The following is a 20,241-nucleotide window of genomic DNA, read 5'->3' as shown; positions in this document are numbered from 1 at the left end:
AGATAGGACCAGTTGGGAGCCAACTGTTAAGCCAGTGGGTCCAGATGCGTGAGCAGGTAAAGCCAGCTTTGGCAGCGGCACAAAAAAGCCAGGCACGCCACGCCCCGCCGAATGGCGTTCGACGTGACGTGAGCGAGGACAGCGGTTGGGTCAGCGCTTAGCTGATCTGCTCGATGAGTTCGGCAAGCAGTTTGATCCCCGGACGAATGCGCTCGGCTGGAATCGACGAGTAGCCGAGACGGAAGTAGTTGAGCGGCGGTTGCTCGCCGAAGAAATGAATATCGCCGGGCTCGATCAATATGTCGTGTTCGGCAGCGACTTTTTGCAGACGTCGGGCGTCGAGGTTATCGGGACCTTTGACCCAGTAGCAGGAGCCGCCGAAGCTCGGTTCCTTGGACGACTCTGGCAAGTACTCTCGCAAGGCCGCGCCCATCTGCTCATGACGTTCCTCGTACGCGCGCATCAGGCTCATGATCAACGCATCGTGGTAGCCACGCTCCAGGAACAGGGCCACCGAACGCTGATTGTTCGCCGCCGGATGACGCACCATCAACCGCCGCAACGCCCGTGCCTCACGGATAAGCGCTTCGGGCCCGACCAGATAGCCGACCCGCAGGCCGGGGGCCAGGGTTTTCGACAGGCTGCCGACGTAGAGCACGCGGTCATTCTTGTCCAGGCTCTTGAGTGCCGGGATCGGATTGCACTTGAAGTTGGTCTCGCTTTCGTAGTCGTCTTCAATGATCAGAAAATCGTGTTCATTGGCACGTTCGAGCAACTCGTAGCGGCGCTCCAGGGGCATGGTCACGGTACTTGGGCACTGATGGCTGGGCGTGGTGTAGATAAGGTCGCAGTCATTGAGCTGATCGCTGAGCATCAGCCCCTGGTTGTCCACCGCCAGCGCCTGAACCCGCGAAGGGTTAAGCATGGCGATATTGCGCACGTCCACGTAACCAGGCTCTTCAATGCCCATCAAACTGTCGGGGCGCAACAGTAGACGTGCCAGCATGTACAGCGCGTGCTGGGCACCAACCGTGACCAGGATCTGCTCAGGCGAAACCCAGACACCACGGCGTGGCAACAGCCGAGTTCTGATCTGCTCCATCAGCAACGGATCATCGTTATCGAAGCGATCCGAGGCCCAATCACGAATCGCCGGAATACTGACCGCATCACGACAACACTCACGCCAGTTGGCGGTCGGAAACAGCGCCGGGTCGAACTGGCCGTAGATAAAGGGGTATTTGTAATTCTGCCAATCGCGTGGCTTGCTCATGTTGCGTTGCTGCGACGGTTGCATCACCAGGCGCTGTGACCAGTCCGGCTTGGTGGTCACGGACTCGTCCTGCTGCACACGCGGCGTCTCCACCTTGCGCGCCAGAATGTCCGGATTCACATAGTAGCCACTGCGTTCACGGGCCAGCAGGTAACCATCGTCGAGCAAGTGTTCGTAGGCGAGCACTACCGTGTTTCGGGCGATGTTCAACTGCTTGGCCAGCTTGCGACTGGAGGGTAAGGGACTGTCGAGCGGAATATTGCCGTTGAGAATGACTTGAGCGATCTGCTCGCGCAGTTGCTGCTGCAAGTTGGTGGTTTTATCGGCGGACAAATGGAACAGCTGGAACATAGCGGCCTCGACTGAACGGACGACAAGCACTGGTACCGCACACCACTCGGCCAGTCACTTCAGAATGCTCTTGCCAGCAAACCGCTGACGCAGCGATCGCAAAGCAGACTAGCAACATCACCTCGACAAGACTATCCGGCGCGCCACTATTAACGCCGCAGACACGCCAAAACCGGCCCGTCAATGTAACTCGGGGCCGGTCCGCGCAAGGTTCGACGCGTTATGGATTAGCGGCAAGACGGCCAAAGGCAGCGTCTAGGGCGGCGATAATCACGTCCAGGTCCTGCTGTGTGGCGATCAATGCCGGGCTGAAACATAGGGTATTGTTAAATTGCTCGAAGCTGCGGTTGGTGCGCCCAATCATCACGCCCTGGCGCATGCAGTCGGCAGCGATGGCAATGGCTACGCTTTCGGCCACCGGCTCCTTGGTCTTGCGGTCCTTCACCAGCTCCATGCCACAGAACAAGCCTTTGCCGCGCACGTCGCCAATGATCGGATACTTGTCCTGCAGTTCGCGCAGGCGCCCCATGAAGTACTCGCCCATGTGGGTGACATTCTCCAGCAGGCCTTCATCTTCGATAATCCGCATGTTCTCCAGTGCGGCCGCCGGGCCTGCCGTGCAGCCACCGAAGGTGCTGATGTCACGGAAGTAGCCCATGCGATCGTCAGCGTCCCCCTTGAAGGCTTCGAACACTTCCTCGGTGGTCACCGTGCAGGAGATTGCCGCGTAACCGCTGGCCACACCCTTGGCCATGGTGACGATGTCCGGCTTGATGCCGTAGTGCTGGTAGCCGAACCATTTGCCGGTACGGCCCAGACCACAGACCACTTCGTCGATGTGCAGGAGGATGTCGTACTTTTTGCAGATCGCCTGAATGGCCTCCCAGTAGCCTTCTGGCGGGGTGATGACGCCGCCCCCCGCGGTGATTGGCTCGAGCACCACGGCACCCACGGTATCCGGCCCTTCGGCAAGAATCACTCGCTCCATTTCCTGGGCTGCACGCAGGCCGTAGTCGGCTACCTCACCGAACTGCGAGCGGTATTCGCAGCAATGTGGAAACTCGACGAAACCCGGGGTGAAGGGACCGTACTGGTTCTTGCGCTCAAACTGACCGGTAGAACTCAGCGCCGTGATGGTGGTGCCATGGTAATCACGTTCGCGGAACAGAATCTTGTGCTTTTTGCCGCCGTACTTTTTGTGCGCAATCTGCCGGACGATCTTGTAGGCCTTCTCATTGGCCTCCGAACCTGAGTTGGAGTAGTACACCCGGCTCAGGCCCGGCATCTTCTCGATCAGTTTCTTGGCGAACAAGGCGCCTGGAACACTGCCTGCGGAGCCGGCGAAAAAATTCATCTTCGCCAACTGATCGCGCACGGCGTCAGCGATGCTCTCACGGCCATAACCAACGTTAACGGTCCACACCCCACCAGACACCGCATCCAGGTATTCATTGCCCTTGATGTCGCGGACGCGCAGGCCTTTGCCTTCAACGATCATCAGCGGATCGTTCTGCTCCAGCGGTTTGTGCTGGGACAGGTGATGCCAGACGTGAGCGCGGTCACTGGCCAGGGCTTCGACTGCATCGAACTCGTGCGCTGTTGTTTTCATGCTTACCTCTCGACTGGTGCATTTTTATTGTTGGTCACCGGGCAGCAGACACGCTCCAGGCAGCCGCATACGAAGGAGCAGCACTCGGCATCGCAACGCAGCACTGCCCGATCCACCCCTGGAGAAGAAACTAAGAACAAGCAGCGCGCGCAGTTAGATCCAGTTGTTGTCCATTCGTGATGCCAGCCTTCGATCAACGCACTGGACTAGCGCAGCAGCCGCGACTGGTTCTAAAAGCGTCGCGTCGATCCCCTCACCCTGCGAACACCAGAACCCTCATCGACAAGAGAACCTGAATGATTGAAGTGGAAATCAACGGGGTGGCCCAGTGGTTACCCGCGGACATCAATCTGGCGCAACTGCTCGTCCGCCTGCAGTTGCAGGGGCGGCGCCTGGCCATTGAGTACAACCTTGATGTGGTCCCACGCAGCGAGTACGCCGAGCTGCGCTTGAAACAAGGCGACCGCGTGGAAATCGTCCACGCCATTGGCGGCGGTTAGTTGCACGTCAACCCGCCATCCCTCCCCCAAACTGGAGCCTCTATGACAAGCACTGGCACAGCCTCCGACCCCCTGATCATTGCCGGCCAGCCTTACGCCTCACGCTTGCTGGTGGGCACAGGCCATTACGCAGACCTGAGCGAGACTGGCGTAGCCATCGAGACCAGCGCGGCGCAGATCGTTACCTTTGCGGTACGCCGCAGCAACCTTGGGCAGGCGGCCGATCAGCCCAATCTGCTCGATGTGGTCTCACCGCAACGCTACACCCTGCTGCCCAATACCGCTGGCTGCTACACGGCCAAGGATGCGGTGCGCACCTGCTTGCTGGCCCGTGAACTGCTGGACGGTCACAACCTGGTCAAACTCGAAGTGCTCGGCGACAGCCAAACCCTGTACCCCGATATCGGTGAGACCCTGATCGCCGCTCAGCAGTTGGTCGACCTGGGTTTTAAGGTGATGGTCTACACCAGCGACGACCCACTGGTGGCCCGGCGCCTCGAAGAAATTGGCTGCGTGGCGGTAATGCCTCTGGGCGCGCCAATCGGTTCCGGCCTGGGTATTCGTAATCCCTACAACATCCGCTTGATTGTGGAAAACGCCAAGGCTCCGGTGATCGTCGATGCCGGCGTCGGCACCGCCTCAGATGCCGCCATCGCCATGGAGCTGGGCTGCGACGGGGTGCTGATGAATACCGCGATTGCCCGCGCCCGCGAGCCAATCCGCATGGCCTCGGCGATGCGCAAGGCGGTCGAAGCCGGCCGCCAAGCCTACCTGGCGGGACGGATGCCAAGGCGGCTCAGCGGCGACGCGTCCTCACCCTTGAGCGGCCTGTTTCTATAAGCCCCCGACGACGCAGCTGGGCGCATAAGAGGCTCAGCTGCGAGAAGCATCCAGGGCCAATGACAGCGCCAATTGCGCGGCCGCTGCCTGCAATTGCGGAATGTATTCGATCAGCTCGTTAAGACTTTTGCGTGCTGTGGGCGCATGGCAGGCCAATGCTGCCAGGCACTGGCCATCGGCACCTCTGATTGGTACGGCGACCGCCACCATACCTCTGACAAACTCCTCACTGTCGATCCCTACCCCCCGAGCGCGGATACGCTCCAGCTCGGATTCCAGCAAATCGCAATCGGTGATGCTGCGATCGGAGCTCGGCGTAAGCTCGAGCTGCTTGAGTATGTCGCTGCGCCGGTCCGCAGGCATCTCGGCGAGGAATAACTTGCCACTGGCCGTGCAATGCAGCGGCACATGGGTGCCAGGCTCGACATGCAGGCGCAACGGCTCGTGGGTTTCCACGCGATCGACGTAAATCACACTGTCGCCATCCAATGCCGTCAGGTTGCAGGTTTCACCCAACTGCCGCACCAGTGACTGCAAAATGAGCCGACTGCGTTGCAGCACTACGGGGTTACGCAGCAGTGACAACCCCAGGCGGTTGGCGCGCGGACCGAGCAAGTAGGTCTTCTCGTCCACTTCGCGCAGCAGAAAACCCAGGCGCTCCAACGCTACCAGCATGCGCAGCAGCGTCGCCTTGGGCGCTGCAAGCCGGTCGCATAACTGCGCAAGCGACAATGGGGCATCCGCCTTGGCCAACACTTCCAGCAACAGCAAGGCACGCAGGCTGCGATCCGGGCTTTCACCGTTGAGCGGCTCGGGCAGTTCCTCTGCTAATTTCGGTTTGATTTGTTCCATTATCAATCACCCGATGAAATGTCATGGCGAATTAATTCATTAATTATTAACGAATTAAACCGCGTTTGAGCGCAACAAAAGCCGGTGGACTTATCAACGCGTTAAATCTGGCTCCATATAAGTGGAATGTATTGTTCTAATTTGCAAGTGCAATTCGGGTTCACAACTATAAAAAGAAGAGGATTTCGGATGTCACGTGCCTATGACTTCGTCATTGTCGGTGCCGGCTCAGCCGGCTGTGTTCTAGCCAATAGACTCAGCGAGAATGGACGATACAGTGTTTGCCTGCTCGAGGCGGGGCCCGCGGATCGCTATCCGTGGATCCACATCCCGATAGGCTATGCCAAAACCATGTTCCACCCGGTGTACAACTGGGGCTTCTACACCGATCCAGATCCCGGCATGAACGACCGGCGCATCTACTGGCCGCGTGGCAAAGTGTTCGGTGGCTGCAGCTCGATCAACGGGCTCATTTTCATTCGTGGCCAACGCGCCGACTACGATGCCTGGGCCCGCGCCGGTAATGTCGGTTGGGGCTGGGATGATGTATTGCCATACTTCCGTCGCGCCGAGAGCAACGACCTGGGTCCCGGCCCCACACGCGGCACAGACGGGCCGCTCTCGGCATCCAGCATCAAGGCGCGCCACCCGCTCACCGAAGGCTTCATCGGCGCGGCCAAAGCGCTCGGTGTGCCCCACGTCCAGGACTTCAACAGCGGTGATCAGGAAGGCGTCGGTTACTACCAACTGACCACCCGCAAGGGATTGCGCTGCAGCACCGCGGTGGCTTATCTGCACCCCGCCAAGCGGCGGGCCAACCTGACCATAGAATCGCTTGCTCACGCTGAAAAAATACTCTTCGATGGCACCCGCGCAGTTGGTGTCCAGTACCGTCAGAACGGCCAGTCGTTGAGTGTAAAAGCTAGACGCGAAGTGATCCTCAGCGCCGGTGCGCTGCAATCACCGCAGCTCTTGCAACTCTCCGGTGTCGGCCCTGCGCAGTTGTTGAAAAAATTCAATATCGCCGCCGTGCATGACCTGCCGGGTGTGGGTGAGAACCTGCAGGACCATCTGCAGATTCGCTTGATCTACGAATGCACTCAGCCGATCACCACCAACGATGACCTGCGCTCCCCACTACGTAAATTGCGCATGGGCCTGCAGTGGTTACTGACCCGCAGCGGGCCGCTGGCCATTGGCATCAACCAGGGTGGCTTGTTCACACGGGTGCTGGAGCAAAGCGCCACCCCCGACATTCAGTACCACTTCGGTACGCTCAGTGCCGACTCTGCCGGCGGCAGCGTGCATCCCTTCTCCGGCTTTACCATGTCGGTTTGCCAATTGCGTCCCGAAAGCCGTGGCTATGTTCGCATTACCTCCACCGACCCTATGCAACCACCGTCGATGCAGCCCAATTACCTGTCGACCGAGCTGGACCGCAAAACGGTCATTGCCGCAGTCCGCTACACCCGCAAGCTGGCCGCGACCGGGCCGCTCAAGCAGCTGATTCGCCACGAGTTCCGCCCCGGCATCGAAACCCAGAGCGACGAGCAGATTCTGGAGTTCTGCCGTCAGTACGGGGCGACCATCTTTCATCCCTCCGGGACCTGCAAGATGGGTAACGATCCGCTCGCGGTGGTGGATTCACGCCTGCGTGTGCATGGCGTGCAGGGGCTGCGGGTAGTCGACTGCTCGATCATGCCGACCCTGGTCTCGGGCAACACCAATGTGCCGGTGGTGATGATCGCCGAAAAGGCCTCGACAATGATTCTTGAAGATTGTCTACAGCCCAGCGTCCGCACGCCGCATAGCGTGGCGCCAGCGCTGCCGGAACTGAGCACCTACGCATCCTGATGGAACATTCAAGGCAGCGCGCAAACGCGCTCACCTTCCTTATAAATACAACAATAGGAACAATGACATGTCCACGGCCAGCCCTGTGCGCAAGGTGGTTATTGCCAGTGTGATAGGCGCCACCATCGAATGGTACGACTTCTTTCTCTACGGAGTCGTCGCCGGCATTGTGTTCAATCAGTTGTACTTTCCGAGCGATGACCCGCTGGTATCCACCATGTTGGCCTACGGCACCTTCGCTGTAGGCTTTCTCAGCCGCCCGATCGGCGGGGTGATTTTCGGTCACTTCGGCGACAAGATCGGGCGAAAGAGCATGCTGATCATGACCATGATGATCATGGGCGTGGCCACCTTCCTCATTGGCCTGGTGCCCAGTTACAACACCATCGGCATCTGGGCGCCGATCCTGCTACTGGTACTGCGCGTCGTCCAGGGCATCGGCCTGGGAGGCGAATGGGGTGGTGCGGTGCTGATGGCCTTCGAGTACGCGCCAAAACACAAGCGCGGCTTCTACGCCAGCTTGCCGCAGATTGGCCTGGCCATCGGTTTGTGCCTGGCCTCCGGCGTGGTCGGGCTGCTGTCCTATGTACTGAGCGACACTCAGTTTCTCGATTGGGGCTGGCGTATCGCATTTCTACTCAGCGCCTTGCTGGTGTTCGTCGGCACCTGGATCCGTCTGAATGTGATGGAAAGCCCCGAGTTCGCCAAAGTCAAAGCCGCCAATGCCGAAGCCGCCATCCCGTTCGTGGACATGATGAAGCGGTACCCGAAAAACGTCCTGGCCGGTATGGGCGCACGTTACATCGATGGCGTATTTTTCAATGTTTTCGGGGTGTTCTCACTCAGCTACCTGACCCAGACGCTCAACCTGCCACGCTCCCAAGCATTGATCGGAGTAATGGTGGCAGCGGTGGTGATGTGCTTCACCATCCCGATGTTCGGCGCCTTGTCCGATCGTATCGGCCGCACGCGCGTGTACTTCTGGGGCTCGCTGATTACCGCGCTGTCTGCCTTTCCGGCCTTCTGGATGATGATGGTCAGCAATGGCGATATGTTCATGGTGTGGATTGCGATCGTGGTGCCCTTCGGCATTCTCTATGCGGCGATCTACGGACCTGAAGCGGCAATGTTCTGTGAGCTGTTCGACGCCAAGGTACGCTACACCGGCATCTCGTTCGTCTATCAGTTCTCCGGCATCTTCGCCAGCGGCCTGACCCCAATGATCGCCACCGCGCTGATGCGCAGCAGCGATGGGCAACCATGGACGACCTGTTTGTATGTGCTGTTCGCAGGCGCGGTCAGTGCTTACTGCGCCTGGTGGATCGGCGCGCGCAAAGGCGAACAGATGAAGAGCGAATTCAGTCCTGCGCCCAACCCCACCTCCTGACTACAAGCTGATCCGCTACACTCGGCGCATCGCCCGACCCATTGCGGGAAGGGCTTTACGCTGACTTTTCTGCCGCAGGAGTCACTCATGTCAAAGCTTTATCCCAGCATCGATCCCGAGGGGCTGGTCGAGTACTCGGTGGTTTACACCGACCGCTCGCTCAACCACATGTCGCAGACGTTCCAAGGGGTGATGAACAACATTTCCACTACCTTGAAGCAGGTGTACAACGCCCAGGCTGTTGCCGTGGTACCCGGCAGCGGCACGTTCGGTATGGAAGCGGTGGCGCGCCAGTTTGCCAGCGGCCAGCAATGCCTGGTGATACGCAACGGCTGGTTCAGTTATCGCTGGAGCCAGATTCTGGAGATGGGCAACATTCCGGCCGCTACCACGGTGCTCAAGGCCCGACCGGTCGAACTCGGCCGCCAGGCCGCCTTCGCCCCACCACCACTGGAGGAAGTACTGGCAGCCATCGAGGCGCACAAACCGCAGATTGTCTTCGCGCCTCACGTCGAGACATCGTCGGGAATTATCCTGCCCGATGACTACTTGCGCGCCGTCGGTGACGCAGTGCATGCCGTGGGCGGATTGTTCGTGGTGGACTGCATCGCCTCGGGCGCGCTCTGGCTCGATATGCACAGGTGCGCGATCGACCTGCTGATCAGTGCGCCGCAAAAAGGCTGGAGTGCATCGCCATGCTGCGCCTTGGTGATGTTCAGCGCCCTGGCCCTCGAGCGCATCGAGCATACCCAGAGCAGCAGCTTTGCCTGTGACCTGAAGAAATGGCTGCAGATCATGCAGGCCTACGAACAGGGCGGGCATGCCTACCACGCAACCATGCCCAGCGATGCCCTGGCGCATTTCAACGAAGTGATGAAAGAAACCCAAGCCTACGGCTTCGACAAGGTCCGCGACGAACAGCAGGCACTGGGTGACCGAGTTCGCGCCTTGTTGACCAGCAAGGGCATCAAGAGCGTGGCCGCAGACGGCTTCCAGGCCCCCGGCGTGGTGGTCAGCTACACCGACGATGCCGAGATAAAAACCGGCAAGAAATTTGCCGCCCACGGTCTGCAGATCGCGGCTGGCGTGCCGCTGCAATGCGATGAGCCGGCCGACTTCCAGACCTTTCGCATTGGTCTGTTCGGGCTGGAAAAGCTGCACAACATCGAGCGCACGGTCAGCACCCTTGAACAGGCGTTGAACGAAATCATCGGCCACTGACCCCTGTTCACTGAGGCTCGCAGAAGCCAACAACTTCTGACGAGCCCAGGCTTCACCGGCCCTTCAAACAGGCGTCGACCATTGGCTTTCAGGCACTGGCCTGATCACTCGACGGCTGCATCAAATTAGCCATCCTGCGCCCAAACAATTGGGCCAACGCCTCGGGATCTCCAGCGGCTTCGTCCAGTGCCTCGACCACCGCCTGCAGGGTTGGCCGGGTCCGCGCCAGCAGTTCGTCGACGTAATATTCCGGAGTGACCTGGGTGTGCGCCTGGTAACGGCGAAACAGTTCAAGAAGTTGCGGATCCAGGGTAATCGTCAGGGTAACGGCGGACATCAGGTAGACCTCTCGAGATTGTTCGGCGGCAACCGCCATGCGCTTGACTAACGGACCCATCCTTAGCCGCCTTGTTCCTGGACCATAGGGCCAGTTTTCACCTGAACATGGCGCCAGGCACCACTGGCCGCATTCAGCTGCGGTAACTGGCCCCTCCCCCGCACCAGCGCCACTCCTAGAATCAAGACTTCCTTTCCGGCCCTCAAAGGCGATATTCATGACCGATCTGAACTTCGAACCTGCCAGCCGCCTGGTCCCTGTCCGGGAGTTGTTCGGCATCGATTCCAACATGCGCGTGCCGACATTCCTCACGCCCAACGAACATGTGCCGCAGATCGACGCGGCCTATCGTTTCAACCCGGAGGTCACCCTGGCGATTCTCGCGGGTTTCACCCGTAATCGCCGAGTGATGCTGCAAGGCCTGCACGGCAGCGGCAAGTCGACCCATATCGAACAGGTCGCGGCAAGGCTCAACTGGCCGTGCACCCGGGTCAACCTGGACGGACACATCAGTCGCCTGGACCTGATCGGCAAAGACGGCATCGTCCTTCGCGACGGCAAGCAGGTCACCGAGTTCCAGGAAGGCATCTTGCCCTGGGCACTGCGCCGGCCCATGGCGCTGATCTTCGATGAATACGACGCTGGCCGTCCGGATGTCATGTTTGTCATTCAGCGCATTCTCGAGCGCGACGGAAAGCTCAATCTGCTCGACCAGAATCTGGTGATCCATCCGCACCCCTCATTCCGCTTGTTCGCCACCGCCAACACCGTTGGCCTGGGCAACTTGAATGGGCTTTACAACGGCACTCAGGTGCTCAATCAGGCGCAGCTGGATCGCTGGAACATTGTCGCCACCCTGAACTACCTGCCGCAGGCTGAAGAAGTTGCCATCGTCGCTGCACGGGTGCCGCATTTGCTCGCCCGCCATGGCGAAGATCTGCTCAGGCAAATGGTGGCAGTGGCCGACCTGACCCGCCAAGGCTTCGCCAGCGGCGACCTGTCGACGCTGATGTCGCCGCGCTGCGTAATTTCCTGGGCGGAGAACATGGAAATTTTCAGCGACCCGGCGCTGGCCTTCCGCCTGTCGTTCCTCAACAAATGCGATGAAGCAGAGCGGCCGATCGTCGCCGAATACTACCAACGCTGTTTCGACCAGGAGCTGGCTGAGTCGGCGTTCCCCTTGCTGGCACTGGCCTGAACACAGGAAGACCCCCATGACCCCTCCGCTACGCCGCGAGAAACGTCAGCAACAACTTGAAGAGCTCTGCGCGGCGACGCTGCGGGCGCTTTCCGGCGAGCGGCGCGTGCGCTATCGCGGCGGTCGCCTGGAAGTCCAGGAACGCTACTTTCCGGTCCACGCCCCGCACCTGCACCCCAACCCGGAACACGATGAAAGCCTCGCCTGGCGCGGCGTGGCAGATAGCTTGGCGCTGCGCCTGAAACACAGTGACCAGGCGCTGGTGCGTCAGGTTCTTCCAACGCAGCCCATCGCCCGCCTGGTGTTCGAGTTACTTGAGCAACTGCGCGTCGAGTCGTTGGTAGCCGACTGTCATCCCGGTGCACGGCGCAACATGCTGCGGCGCTTCGAGCAGTGGAGCCAGCAGTTTCTCGACGCCGGGCACACCGAAGGGCACATAGGTCTGCTGCTGTTCACCCTGGCGCAAATGAGCTGGATTCTGCTGTGTGGCGGCCGCGCCGGTGAACAAACGGAAATGCTCATTGAAGCGCCGCGCCTGAGCCTGCTCGGCCACTTCGGCGCCGCCTTCGGTCTGATGCGCCGCTGCCGACAGGATCAACCAGCGTTCACTGAGCATGCCCTGCTGATTGCCACCAAGGTACAGGCGTTGATCGAGGACCTGGACACCGAACGGCTCGGCGACGACGAGAGCAACGCCTCGGAAGTCGTCGAAAAGGTGCATCTGGCCTTCGCACTGCTATTGGATGTGGATCAGGATGGCGAAGGAGAGATCAGCAGCAGCGGCGATACCCACGGTAATCCACGCGGCAGCAACGACACCTTTTCCTATCAAGTATTCAGCCGCGAGCACGATTGCGAGCATGACGCCACCAGCCTGGTGCGCCCCGATCTGTTGCGCGAGCTGCGCCAGCGCCTGGACCGTCGCCTGGCGGCTCAGGGCCTCAATCTGCCACGCCTGGCCAAGCGTCTGGGTACCCTGCTGGCTGCGCCTCGTCGCGACGGTTGGGCGTTTGCCCAAACCGAAGGGCAGATCGATGCAGGCCGACTCAGTCGGCTGATCATCAGCCCGGAGCAACGCGAGATTTTTCGCCACGAGCTGGAGCGTCCGCACAGTGATTGCCTGGTCACCCTGTTGATCGACAATTCCGGCTCCATGCGCAACCATATCGAAAGCATCGCCTTGCTGGCTGACGCCTTTTCTCGCGCATTGGAATTGGCGGGGGCTCGCAGTGAAATCCTGGGTTTCACCACTGGCCAATGGAACGGCGGACGTCCGTTGAAGCGCTGGCGCGCCCTGGGTCAGCCAGCCAATCCGGGCAGGCTCAACGAGCTGAGTCATGTGGTCTACAAGAATGCCGAAACGTCGTGGCGTCGCGCCCGACCAAGCATTGCCGCATTGCTCAAATCTGATCTTTTTCGCGAAGGCATCGATGGTGAAGCGCTTCTCTGGGCACGTCAGCGGCTGCTGCAGCGCGAAGCCCGGCGACGCATCCTGATCGTCATCAGCGATGGCTGTCCGATGGACAGCGCCACCCACCAAACCAATCAGCAAGACATCCTCGACCTGCACCTCAAACAAGTGGCGCGACAGATCGAACAAGAGGGGAATGTTGAGTTGTACGCCCTTGGCGTGGGTCTGGACCTGAGCGCTTACTATCGCCGCAGCCTTGAGCTGGATCTATCGCGTAGCTTGGACAACGCGGTATTCGATGAAGTCCTGCGCTTGCTCAAAGGTCACCCGTAACGTCCCATCACGAAACAGAGCGCCACTGCTCTCGTGTGTTCGGCCAAACCGTTCAATCACTGAACGGTTTGGCCGAACACACGAGAGCGGGGTGTGACGCTTAGCTACTCACCGGTACAACTGCCGGCAGGCCTTTGAGCCGCCGCCAGATGCTGCGACTGAGGAACGCCAACAACAGAATCGCCAGACTGACCACGCCCAATGCCAGCGGCATGCGTTGCTCAGGTATGAACGCCATGCCGGTGACGATACCGAGCATGCCAATGATGGCAACGTAGGTCAGGTAGGGATAACACCACATCCGCACTTTGAGTTTCTCCGGCGCCTCACGCTCCAACTTGGCGCGCAAGCGCAGCTGAGACAGCGCGATCAACACGTAGACGAAGATCGCCACGGTGCCGTAGGAGTTGACCAAAAAGGCGAAGATGGTGTCCGGCGATACGTACGACATGACCACCGACAGATAGCCGAACAGCGTACCGAAAAAGATCGCCCGACGCGGAACGCCCTTCGAAGACAGCTTGGCCAGGCCCCGCGGTGCATCACCGCGTTTGGTCAACGCGAACAGCATGCGCGAAGACGCGTAGATGCCCGAATTGAGGCAAGACAACACTGCCGTCAACACGATCGCATTCATCACGTGCGCGGTCCAACCGAAGCCCATGGCGGCAAGCGCACTGGAGTAAGGCGTGAGCATCGCAGGTGAGTTCCACGGTACCAGCGTGACCACCAGCAGGATCGACCCGACGTAGAAGAACAGCACGCGGGTAATCACCGAATTGGTTGCCCGCGCGACCGAGCGAACCGGGTCGGAGGACTCTGCAGCAGCCACGGTGACGATCTCGGCCCCGAAATAGAACCCGGTCGCGGCCACTGCACCGGTCAACACCGGCCCGATGCCGTTGGGCATGAAGCCGCCATTGCTCAACATCGAACTCAAGCCGTGATGGGTTTCGGTCGGCCACATGCCAAGCAGATACAACCCACCGAGCAAGAGAAAGACCAGGATTGCTGCGACCTTGATCGAAGAAAACCAGAACTCGAATTCACCGAAGGACGCCACCGAGCACAAGTTAGTGAATGTCAGAATTATCATCAGCACTAAGCTGATGGCCCAGGCCGGTACATCCGGCATCCAAAACTGAATGAGTGAAGCACCGGCCACCGCTTCGACGGCGACGACAATTACCCAGAAGTACCAATACATCCAACCGGTGAGAAAACCGGCCAATTGGCTTGTCTGTGGACTGTCGGCCCAGGCCATGCGTGCATATTCGTAGAAGGACCCAACCGCCGGTAAAGCACAGGCCATTTCGCCGAGCATGCGCATGATCAGGATGACCAGTACGCCGGTGACCATGAATGAAATCAGCGCTGCAGGCCCTGCCGACTGGATGACCACACCGCTGCCGACAAACAGACCGGCACCAATGACACCACCCAGCGCAATCATGGCCATGTGACGTTGCTTCAGCCCGGATTGCAGGCCGCCGTTGGAACTTTCTGATTGGGTTTGTTGAGGTACGGACATGCTGCTCACCCCATTCGTTATTATTTTAGGTTGAAAGGCATTTTTTGAAGCAGTCGGTCCTCGACCCCCTCGAATCGCGGGCGTCGAATTTGGCTGCTCACGCAGTGTCTTCCGGGTGTGCATAACTTTTTAGGGCCAATTACCAAGCGCGGCTGGAGCCACGTCGAGAGGTTTGGACCCAGGCGAAAAAAGCGTTGAAATCCTGACAACTCGTTAAGTAGGAATGTTCTGACGTCAGATTGAGAAGGTTCATGGATCGAAAATGCGGGTTTACCTGCAACGCAGAGAGCCCCTTCCTGCACGCATAGGCGTATTGGCGACAGCAGAGTAAACTCCGCTCCACGTTTGTCGGAGCAATTTCTTTTTTACATCAGGAAACAACGTGCCTAAATCCAACGAGGAAAATGCATCTCTCGAGTCGGTCTCGCTCGAAAGCCCCTCGCCGCTGTACGCGCGGGTCAAGCAAATCATCATGCAGAAGATTCGCGCCGGCGTATGGCTGCCCAACTCCAAGCTGCCGTCGGAAAGCGAACTGCTGAATGTGCTGGGCGTGAGTCGCATGACCATCAATCGGGCACTGCGCGAGTTGACCATTGAGGGCGCATTGGTACGTACGCAGGGTGTCGGCACTTTCGTCGCGGAGCCCAAGGGCCGTGCGGCACTGTTTGAGATTCACAATATTGCCGATGAAATTGCTGCCCGCGGCCATCAGCATCGCAGCGAAGTGATCGTGCTCGAAGAAATGCCCGAGCGCGCTCGTGCATCGATGCCCTTCCCGCTTGAAGGGATCACGCGCTTGTTCCACTCGGTGCTGGTGCATTTCGAAAACGAAGTGCCCGTACAAATAGAAGAGCGCTTCGTGAATGCCGAGGTAGCGCCGGCTTATCTAGAGCAAGATTTTACCAAGGTCACCCCATACGCCTACCTGATCCAATTGGCACCACTGACTGAAGGCGAACATGTGGTCGAGTCCATTCACGCCAAGTCCGCCGAATGCAAGTTGCTGCAAATCAAGCGCTACGAGCCGTGCCTGTTGATTCGTCGACGCACCTGGGCGGCAAAGGGCCAGGTTGGCTGTGCACGCCTGGTTTATCCAGGTTCGCGCTATCGCCTGGAAGGTAAGGTCGGCAACTGAAGCAAGGTTCGAGCGACCCCCGCCTGTCGCTCGATAACCCTCCTCAGATTACAAGCGTTCGCGCTGTTACTGACGCAGCCTGAAATGGCAGAAAAGTGACATTTCGCTTTTTCAGCCTACAGAAATGTTACGAAATCTCCCTCGCCTTTCTGCGCAACCACTGAAATTGCAACAACTTTTTCAGCATCTCGTGACGTCCCCCTAAAATCTTAATAAACCTATCTCTTTGTTTTATAACTAATTTATAGAATTTTACGCTTTTACATTTCCTGCAAAACCTGATTTTGGCCTCTTGCTTGCACCTACTTGTACATACAGGTTGGTATAAGCTCATATGTACATCATGAGATTGACCACCTTTCACCAACCGCTGAATGAGGCAATGACCATGACCACCCGTACTCGCAAGCGCGACGTCGAAATCCGCGCAGCACGCGGCAACACGCTTACCGCCAAAAGCTGGCTGACCGAAGCGCCCCTGCGCATGCTGATGAACAACCTCGACCCGGAAGTTGCCGAGAACCCGAAAGAGCTGGTGGTCTACGGTGGCATTGGCCGTGCCGCGCGTAACTGGGAGTGCTACGACAAAATCGTCGAGAGCCTGACCAACCTCAACGATGACGAAACCCTGCTGGTTCAGTCGGGCAAGCCGGTAGGCGTGTTCAAGACCCACAGCAACGCCCCGCGCGTGCTCATCGCCAACTCCAACCTGGTGCCTCACTGGGCCAACTGGGAGCACTTCAACGAACTGGATGCCAAGGGCCTGGCCATGTACGGCCAGATGACAGCCGGCAGCTGGATCTACATCGGTAGCCAGGGCATCGTCCAGGGCACCTACGAAACCTTCGTCGAAGCCGGTCGCCAGCACTACAACGGCAGCCTCCAGGGCAAGTGGGTACTGACCGCAGGCCTCGGCGGCATGGGCGGCGCCCAGCCACTGGCCGCGACCCTCGCCGGCGCCTGCTCGCTGAACATCGAATGCCAGCAGAGCCGTATCGATTTCCGCCTCAGCAGCCGTTATGTCGACGAGCAAGCCAAGGACCTCGACGATGCCCTGGCGCGTATCGCCCAGTACACCGCCGAAGGCAAGGCCATCTCCATTGCCCTGCTGGGCAACGCGGCAGAAATCCTGCCTGAACTGGTCAAGCGTGGCGTGCGCCCGGACATGGTCACCGACCAGACCAGCGCCCACGACCCGCTCAACGGCTACCTGCCAGCCGGCTGGACCTGGGAGCAGTACCGCGACCGCGCCCAGACCGAGCCTGCTGCCGTGGTCAAGGCGGCCAAACAATCCATGGCCGTTCATGTCCAAGCCATGCTCGAGTTCCAGAAGCAAGGCGTGCCGACCTTCGACTACGGCAACAACATCCGCCAGATGGCCAAGGAAGAAGGCGTCAGCAATGCCTTCGACTTCCCAGGCTTCGTACCGGCCTACATCCGTCCGCTGTTCTGCCGGGGTATCGGTCCGTTCCGCTGGGCCGCGCTGTCGGGCAATGCCGAAGACATCTACAAGACCGACGCCAAGGTCAAGGAACTGATCCCCGACGATGCCCACCTGCACAACTGGCTGGACATGGCCCGCGAGCGCATCAGCTTCCAGGGTCTGCCAGCGCGTATCTGCTGGGTAGGCCTGGGCCTGCGCGCCAAGCTTGGCCTGGCGTTCAACGAAATGGTGCGCAGCGGCGAGCTGTCGGCGCCGATCGTCATCGGTCGCGACCACCTCGATTCGGGTTCGGTGGCCAGCCCTAACCGCGAAACCGAAGCCATGCAGGACGGCTCCGATGCGGTCTCCGACTGGCCGCTGCTCAACGCCCTGCTCAACACCGCCAGTGGCGCGACCTGGGTTTCGCTGCACCACGGTGGTGGCGTGGGCATGGGCTTCTCCCAGCACTCGGGCATGGTCATCGTCTGCGACGGTACCGACGAAGCGGCCGAGCGTATCGCCCGCGTCCTGCACAACGACCCGGCCACCGGTGTCATGCGTCACGCCGATGCCGGTTACCAGATCGCCATCGACTGCGCCAAGGAACAAGGCTTGAACCTACCGATGATCAGCAAGGCCTGACCCCACTTTCGAGGAGCTTGGACCATGACCAGCAGCCCATTCACCCAACAGCTCCACGGCGTGCGCGTGCTCGACCTGAGTCGCGTTCTGGCCGGCCCGCATTGCACCGCAATGCTTGCGGACCTTGGCGCCGAGGTGATCAAGTTCGAAGTGCCCGGGCACGGTGATGACAGCCGTCATCTGGGCCCGTTCAAAGACGGAGAGAGTGTCTACTTCGGCCTGATCAACCGAGGCAAACGCAGTGTCGAGATCGACTTCAAGGACAGTGCCGAGCGTGCCCGCCTGTATGAGCTGGTGCGTGACGCCGACGTCGTCGTCGAGAACTTCCGCCCCGGCGTAACCCAACGCCTGGGCATCGATTTCGACACCCTCAAGCAATACAACCCGAAGCTGATTTACGCGAGCATCTCCGGCTTCGGTCAGCACGGCCCGCTGTCGAGCAACCCGGCCTACGACATTGTCGCCCAGGCAATGTCCGGACTGATGAGCGTCACCGGTTTTGCCGCAACAGGCCCGACCCGCAGCGGCGAGTCCATCGGTGACTTGTGCGCCGGCGTGTATGCCGCCTGGGCAATCAGCTCCGCGCTTTTTGCTCGTGAGCGTCATGCACCTGGGGCCCAATACATCGACGTCGCCATGTTCGACGTGCTGTTCAGCCTGCAGATGACCGGCCTGTCCGGGTTGTTCGCCAACGGCGTAACACCAGGACTGGTGGGTAACCGCCATCCGGTCTCGACACCCTTTGATACCTACCGCGCTGCCGACGGCCTGGTAGTGATCGCGGTCGCAAGCAACAAGCTGTTCCAGCGCCTCTGCCAGTGCATGAACACCCCTGAACTCGCCAGCGATGAGCGCTTCGCCACAGACCCACAACGCACCTTGAACGAGCCAGCGCTGCGCCGTGCAATCGAAGCCTGGACCCGCCAACTGAGCGTCGAGCAGGTTTGCGACATTCTCCTCGATGCCGGTGTGCCGTCGTCTCCGGTGTGGACCCTGGCTCAAGCTGCCGAAAGCGAGCAGGCGCAGGTTCGCCAACTGCTGATTCGGCCCGAAGGTTCAGCACTGCCGCTGGTACCACAACCGGTTTTCTTCAACGGCCACAAACCTCACGCCACCACCCTCGCCCCGCGCCTGGGTGCCGACAACCTGGCGTTCGGACTACAGAAACAGGAGCTCTCCCATGAACTTTGAACTGGACCAGGTCGAACAGGCGGTGGTCGAATCGGCTGAGAAGCTGGCGCGCGAAGTTATTCAACCACGCGCCCAACACTACGACGAAACCGAAACCTTCTGCGCCGAAAGCCTGCAGGCACTGGGCGAACTCGGCGGCATGGGCATCAATTTGCCCGAGCAATATGGCGGCCTGGGAATTGGTAGCCTGGCCATGAGCCGTGTGGTCGAAGCGGTGGCCGGCGCTTGCGCCTCGACTGCATCAGCCTTGACCGCGCACTTTCTGGCCACCGACTCGATCCTGATCGGCGCCAGCGAGGCGCAGAAGCAGGAGTGGCTGCCACGCGCCGCCAGCGGCGAATTGCTCGGCGCATTTGCACTGACCGAGCCGGCTGCCGGTTCCAACCCCGCCGACATGCGTTGCCGTGCGCAACGCGAAGACGGCGGCTGGCGCATACGCGGCAGCAAGCACTACATCACCAACGCCCGTGAAGCTGGCTTCATCGTGCTGTACGCCAAAACCGATGCAGACGCCGGACACAAGGGCATCAGCGCCTTCATGATTCCCCAAGGTACCGCAGGTATCAGCTTTTCCAGCCCGGAAAAGACCATGGGCCTGCGCGGCAGCACGATCTACGAACTGGCACTGGATTGCTGGCTGCCCGAGTCGGCCTTGCTGGGTGAGGAAGGCGCTGGTTTCAGCACCGCGATGGCCGTGCTCGACCGCGGTCGAGTGGAAGTCGCAGCCATGTCGCTGGGCATCGCCAACGCGGCCCTGCAGGCGAGCTTGAACTGGGTGCGCGAACGGCAGATCGGGCCAAAACCACTGGCTGCCTACCAAGGCACCCAATGGCGTCTGGCGGATATGTACGCACAGCTGGAAGGCGCACGCATGCTCACCTGGAAAGCCGCTGCCCGCCGCGACAGCGGCGAGCGTTTCAGCCTGGATTCGGCGACCGCCAAACTGGTTGCCGCCGAATGTGCAGGCTTCGTCACCGACGCTGCGCTGCAGCTACACGGCGGCTACGGCTACATCCGTGACTTGCCGCTTGAGCGCTATGTCCGCGACGCCCGAATCCTGCGGATTTTCGAAGGGACCTCGGAAGTGCAGAAAATCATCATTTCACGCAGTTTGCTCGACGCCCACCGCTAACCAAGCGAATAACCGGGGCCT

Annotated in this window: 16 protein-coding genes; 11 read left to right on the top strand and 5 right to left on the bottom strand. The window is 59.9% G+C overall.

Annotation, left to right across the window (positions count from 1 at the left end; genetic code table 11):
• Positions 1 to 157: 157 nt before the first annotated feature.
• Positions 158 to 1,624, bottom strand: coding sequence for a PLP-dependent aminotransferase family protein (locus D3Z90_RS03325; RefSeq protein ID WP_136474399.1), 1,467 nt, complete (start codon positions 1,622 to 1,624; stop codon positions 158 to 160).
• 220 nt (positions 1,625 to 1,844) lie between these two features.
• Positions 1,845 to 3,233 (bottom strand): aspartate aminotransferase family protein, encoded by a 1,389-nt coding sequence (locus D3Z90_RS03320; protein ID WP_136474398.1) that lies wholly within the window; start codon positions 3,231 to 3,233, stop codon positions 1,845 to 1,847.
• A 296-nt stretch (positions 3,234 to 3,529) separates the two neighbouring features.
• On the opposite strand from D3Z90_RS03320, the gene thiS reads away from it, so the two are divergent.
• Together thiS and D3Z90_RS03315 are read left to right on the top strand one after the other, a co-directional pair.
• Positions 3,530 to 3,733: a sulfur carrier protein ThiS gene (thiS, locus tag D3Z90_RS26905; protein ID WP_371922242.1), complete on the top strand. Its 204-nt coding sequence runs from the start codon at positions 3,530 to 3,532 to the stop codon at positions 3,731 to 3,733.
• A gap of 42 nt (positions 3,734 to 3,775) precedes the next feature.
• A complete protein-coding gene (locus tag D3Z90_RS03315) occupies positions 3,776 to 4,573 on the top strand; it encodes a thiazole synthase (RefSeq protein WP_218571415.1) in 798 nt (265 codons plus the stop codon).
• 33 nt (positions 4,574 to 4,606) lie between these two features.
• Here the strand turns inward: D3Z90_RS03315 and D3Z90_RS03310 are convergent, their stop codons facing one another.
• Complete coding sequence (locus D3Z90_RS03310; RefSeq protein WP_136474397.1) at positions 4,607 to 5,425, bottom strand: IclR family transcriptional regulator; 819 nt, start codon at positions 5,423 to 5,425, stop codon at positions 4,607 to 4,609.
• A gap of 189 nt (positions 5,426 to 5,614) precedes the next feature.
• Here D3Z90_RS03310 and D3Z90_RS03305 point away from each other — a divergent pair, with 189 nt between their 5' ends.
• The 3 genes from D3Z90_RS03305 to D3Z90_RS03295 all read left to right on the top strand — a co-directional run bounded on the left by D3Z90_RS03305 (position 5,615) and on the right by D3Z90_RS03295 (position 9,887).
• On the top strand, positions 5,615 to 7,279 hold the full coding sequence (locus D3Z90_RS03305) for a GMC family oxidoreductase (protein WP_136474396.1): 1,665 nt from the start codon (positions 5,615 to 5,617) through the stop codon (positions 7,277 to 7,279).
• Between the two features lie 67 nt (positions 7,280 to 7,346).
• A complete protein-coding gene (locus D3Z90_RS03300; RefSeq protein WP_136474395.1) occupies positions 7,347 to 8,666 on the top strand; it encodes an MFS transporter in 1,320 nt (439 codons plus the stop codon).
• A gap of 87 nt (positions 8,667 to 8,753) precedes the next feature.
• Positions 8,754 to 9,887, top strand: coding sequence for an aminotransferase class V-fold PLP-dependent enzyme (locus D3Z90_RS03295; RefSeq protein WP_136474394.1), 1,134 nt, complete (start codon positions 8,754 to 8,756; stop codon positions 9,885 to 9,887).
• 88 nt (positions 9,888 to 9,975) lie between these two features.
• On the opposite strand, the gene D3Z90_RS03290 is transcribed toward D3Z90_RS03295, so the two are convergent.
• Positions 9,976 to 10,284, bottom strand: a complete 309-nt coding sequence (locus D3Z90_RS03290) for a hypothetical protein (protein WP_256658317.1) — start codon at positions 10,282 to 10,284, stop codon at positions 9,976 to 9,978.
• Positions 10,285 to 10,441: 157 nt separating this feature from the next.
• Between D3Z90_RS03290 and D3Z90_RS03285 the strand changes: the two genes are divergently transcribed.
• Positions 10,442 to 11,422, top strand: a complete 981-nt coding sequence (locus tag D3Z90_RS03285) for a MoxR family ATPase (RefSeq protein ID WP_136474393.1) — start codon at positions 10,442 to 10,444, stop codon at positions 11,420 to 11,422.
• A gap of 16 nt (positions 11,423 to 11,438) precedes the next feature.
• Positions 11,439 to 13,166 carry a cobalamin biosynthesis protein CobT gene (locus D3Z90_RS03280; RefSeq protein ID WP_136474392.1) on the top strand — a complete coding sequence of 576 codons (1,728 nt, stop codon included), beginning with the start codon at positions 11,439 to 11,441 and terminating at the stop codon, positions 13,164 to 13,166.
• Positions 13,167 to 13,266: 100 nt separating this feature from the next.
• Here D3Z90_RS03280 and D3Z90_RS03275 read toward each other — a convergent pair whose 3' ends face one another.
• Positions 13,267 to 14,697 (bottom strand): amino acid permease, encoded by a 1,431-nt coding sequence (locus D3Z90_RS03275; RefSeq protein ID WP_203482739.1) that lies wholly within the window; start codon positions 14,695 to 14,697, stop codon positions 13,267 to 13,269.
• A 382-nt stretch (positions 14,698 to 15,079) separates the two neighbouring features.
• Between D3Z90_RS03275 and hutC the strand changes: the two genes are divergently transcribed.
• The 4 genes from hutC (at position 15,080) to D3Z90_RS03255 (ending at position 20,220) form a co-directional block, all read left to right on the top strand.
• Positions 15,080 to 15,832: a histidine utilization repressor gene (gene hutC, locus D3Z90_RS03270; RefSeq protein ID WP_136474391.1), complete on the top strand. Its 753-nt coding sequence runs from the start codon at positions 15,080 to 15,082 to the stop codon at positions 15,830 to 15,832.
• Positions 15,833 to 16,220: 388 nt separating this feature from the next.
• Positions 16,221 to 17,897: a urocanate hydratase gene (hutU, locus tag D3Z90_RS03265; protein WP_136474390.1), complete on the top strand. Its 1,677-nt coding sequence runs from the start codon at positions 16,221 to 16,223 to the stop codon at positions 17,895 to 17,897.
• Between the two features lie 24 nt (positions 17,898 to 17,921).
• Complete coding sequence (locus tag D3Z90_RS03260; protein WP_136474389.1) at positions 17,922 to 19,088, top strand: CaiB/BaiF CoA-transferase family protein; 1,167 nt, start codon at positions 17,922 to 17,924, stop codon at positions 19,086 to 19,088.
• Positions 19,078 to 20,220 (top strand): acyl-CoA dehydrogenase family protein, encoded by a 1,143-nt coding sequence (locus tag D3Z90_RS03255; RefSeq protein ID WP_136474388.1) that lies wholly within the window; start codon positions 19,078 to 19,080, stop codon positions 20,218 to 20,220. The genes D3Z90_RS03260 and D3Z90_RS03255 overlap by 11 nt, the downstream gene beginning before the upstream one ends.
• Positions 20,221 to 20,241 lie beyond the last annotated feature (21 nt).

It is taken from the genome of Pseudomonas sp. DG56-2 (assembly GCF_004803755.1).
GTDB lineage: Bacteria > Pseudomonadota > Gammaproteobacteria > Pseudomonadales > Pseudomonadaceae > Aquipseudomonas > Aquipseudomonas auratipiscis.
The sequence above is the reverse complement of the archived record's forward strand: the minus strand, read 5'-3'. Positions and strand labels throughout refer to the sequence as shown.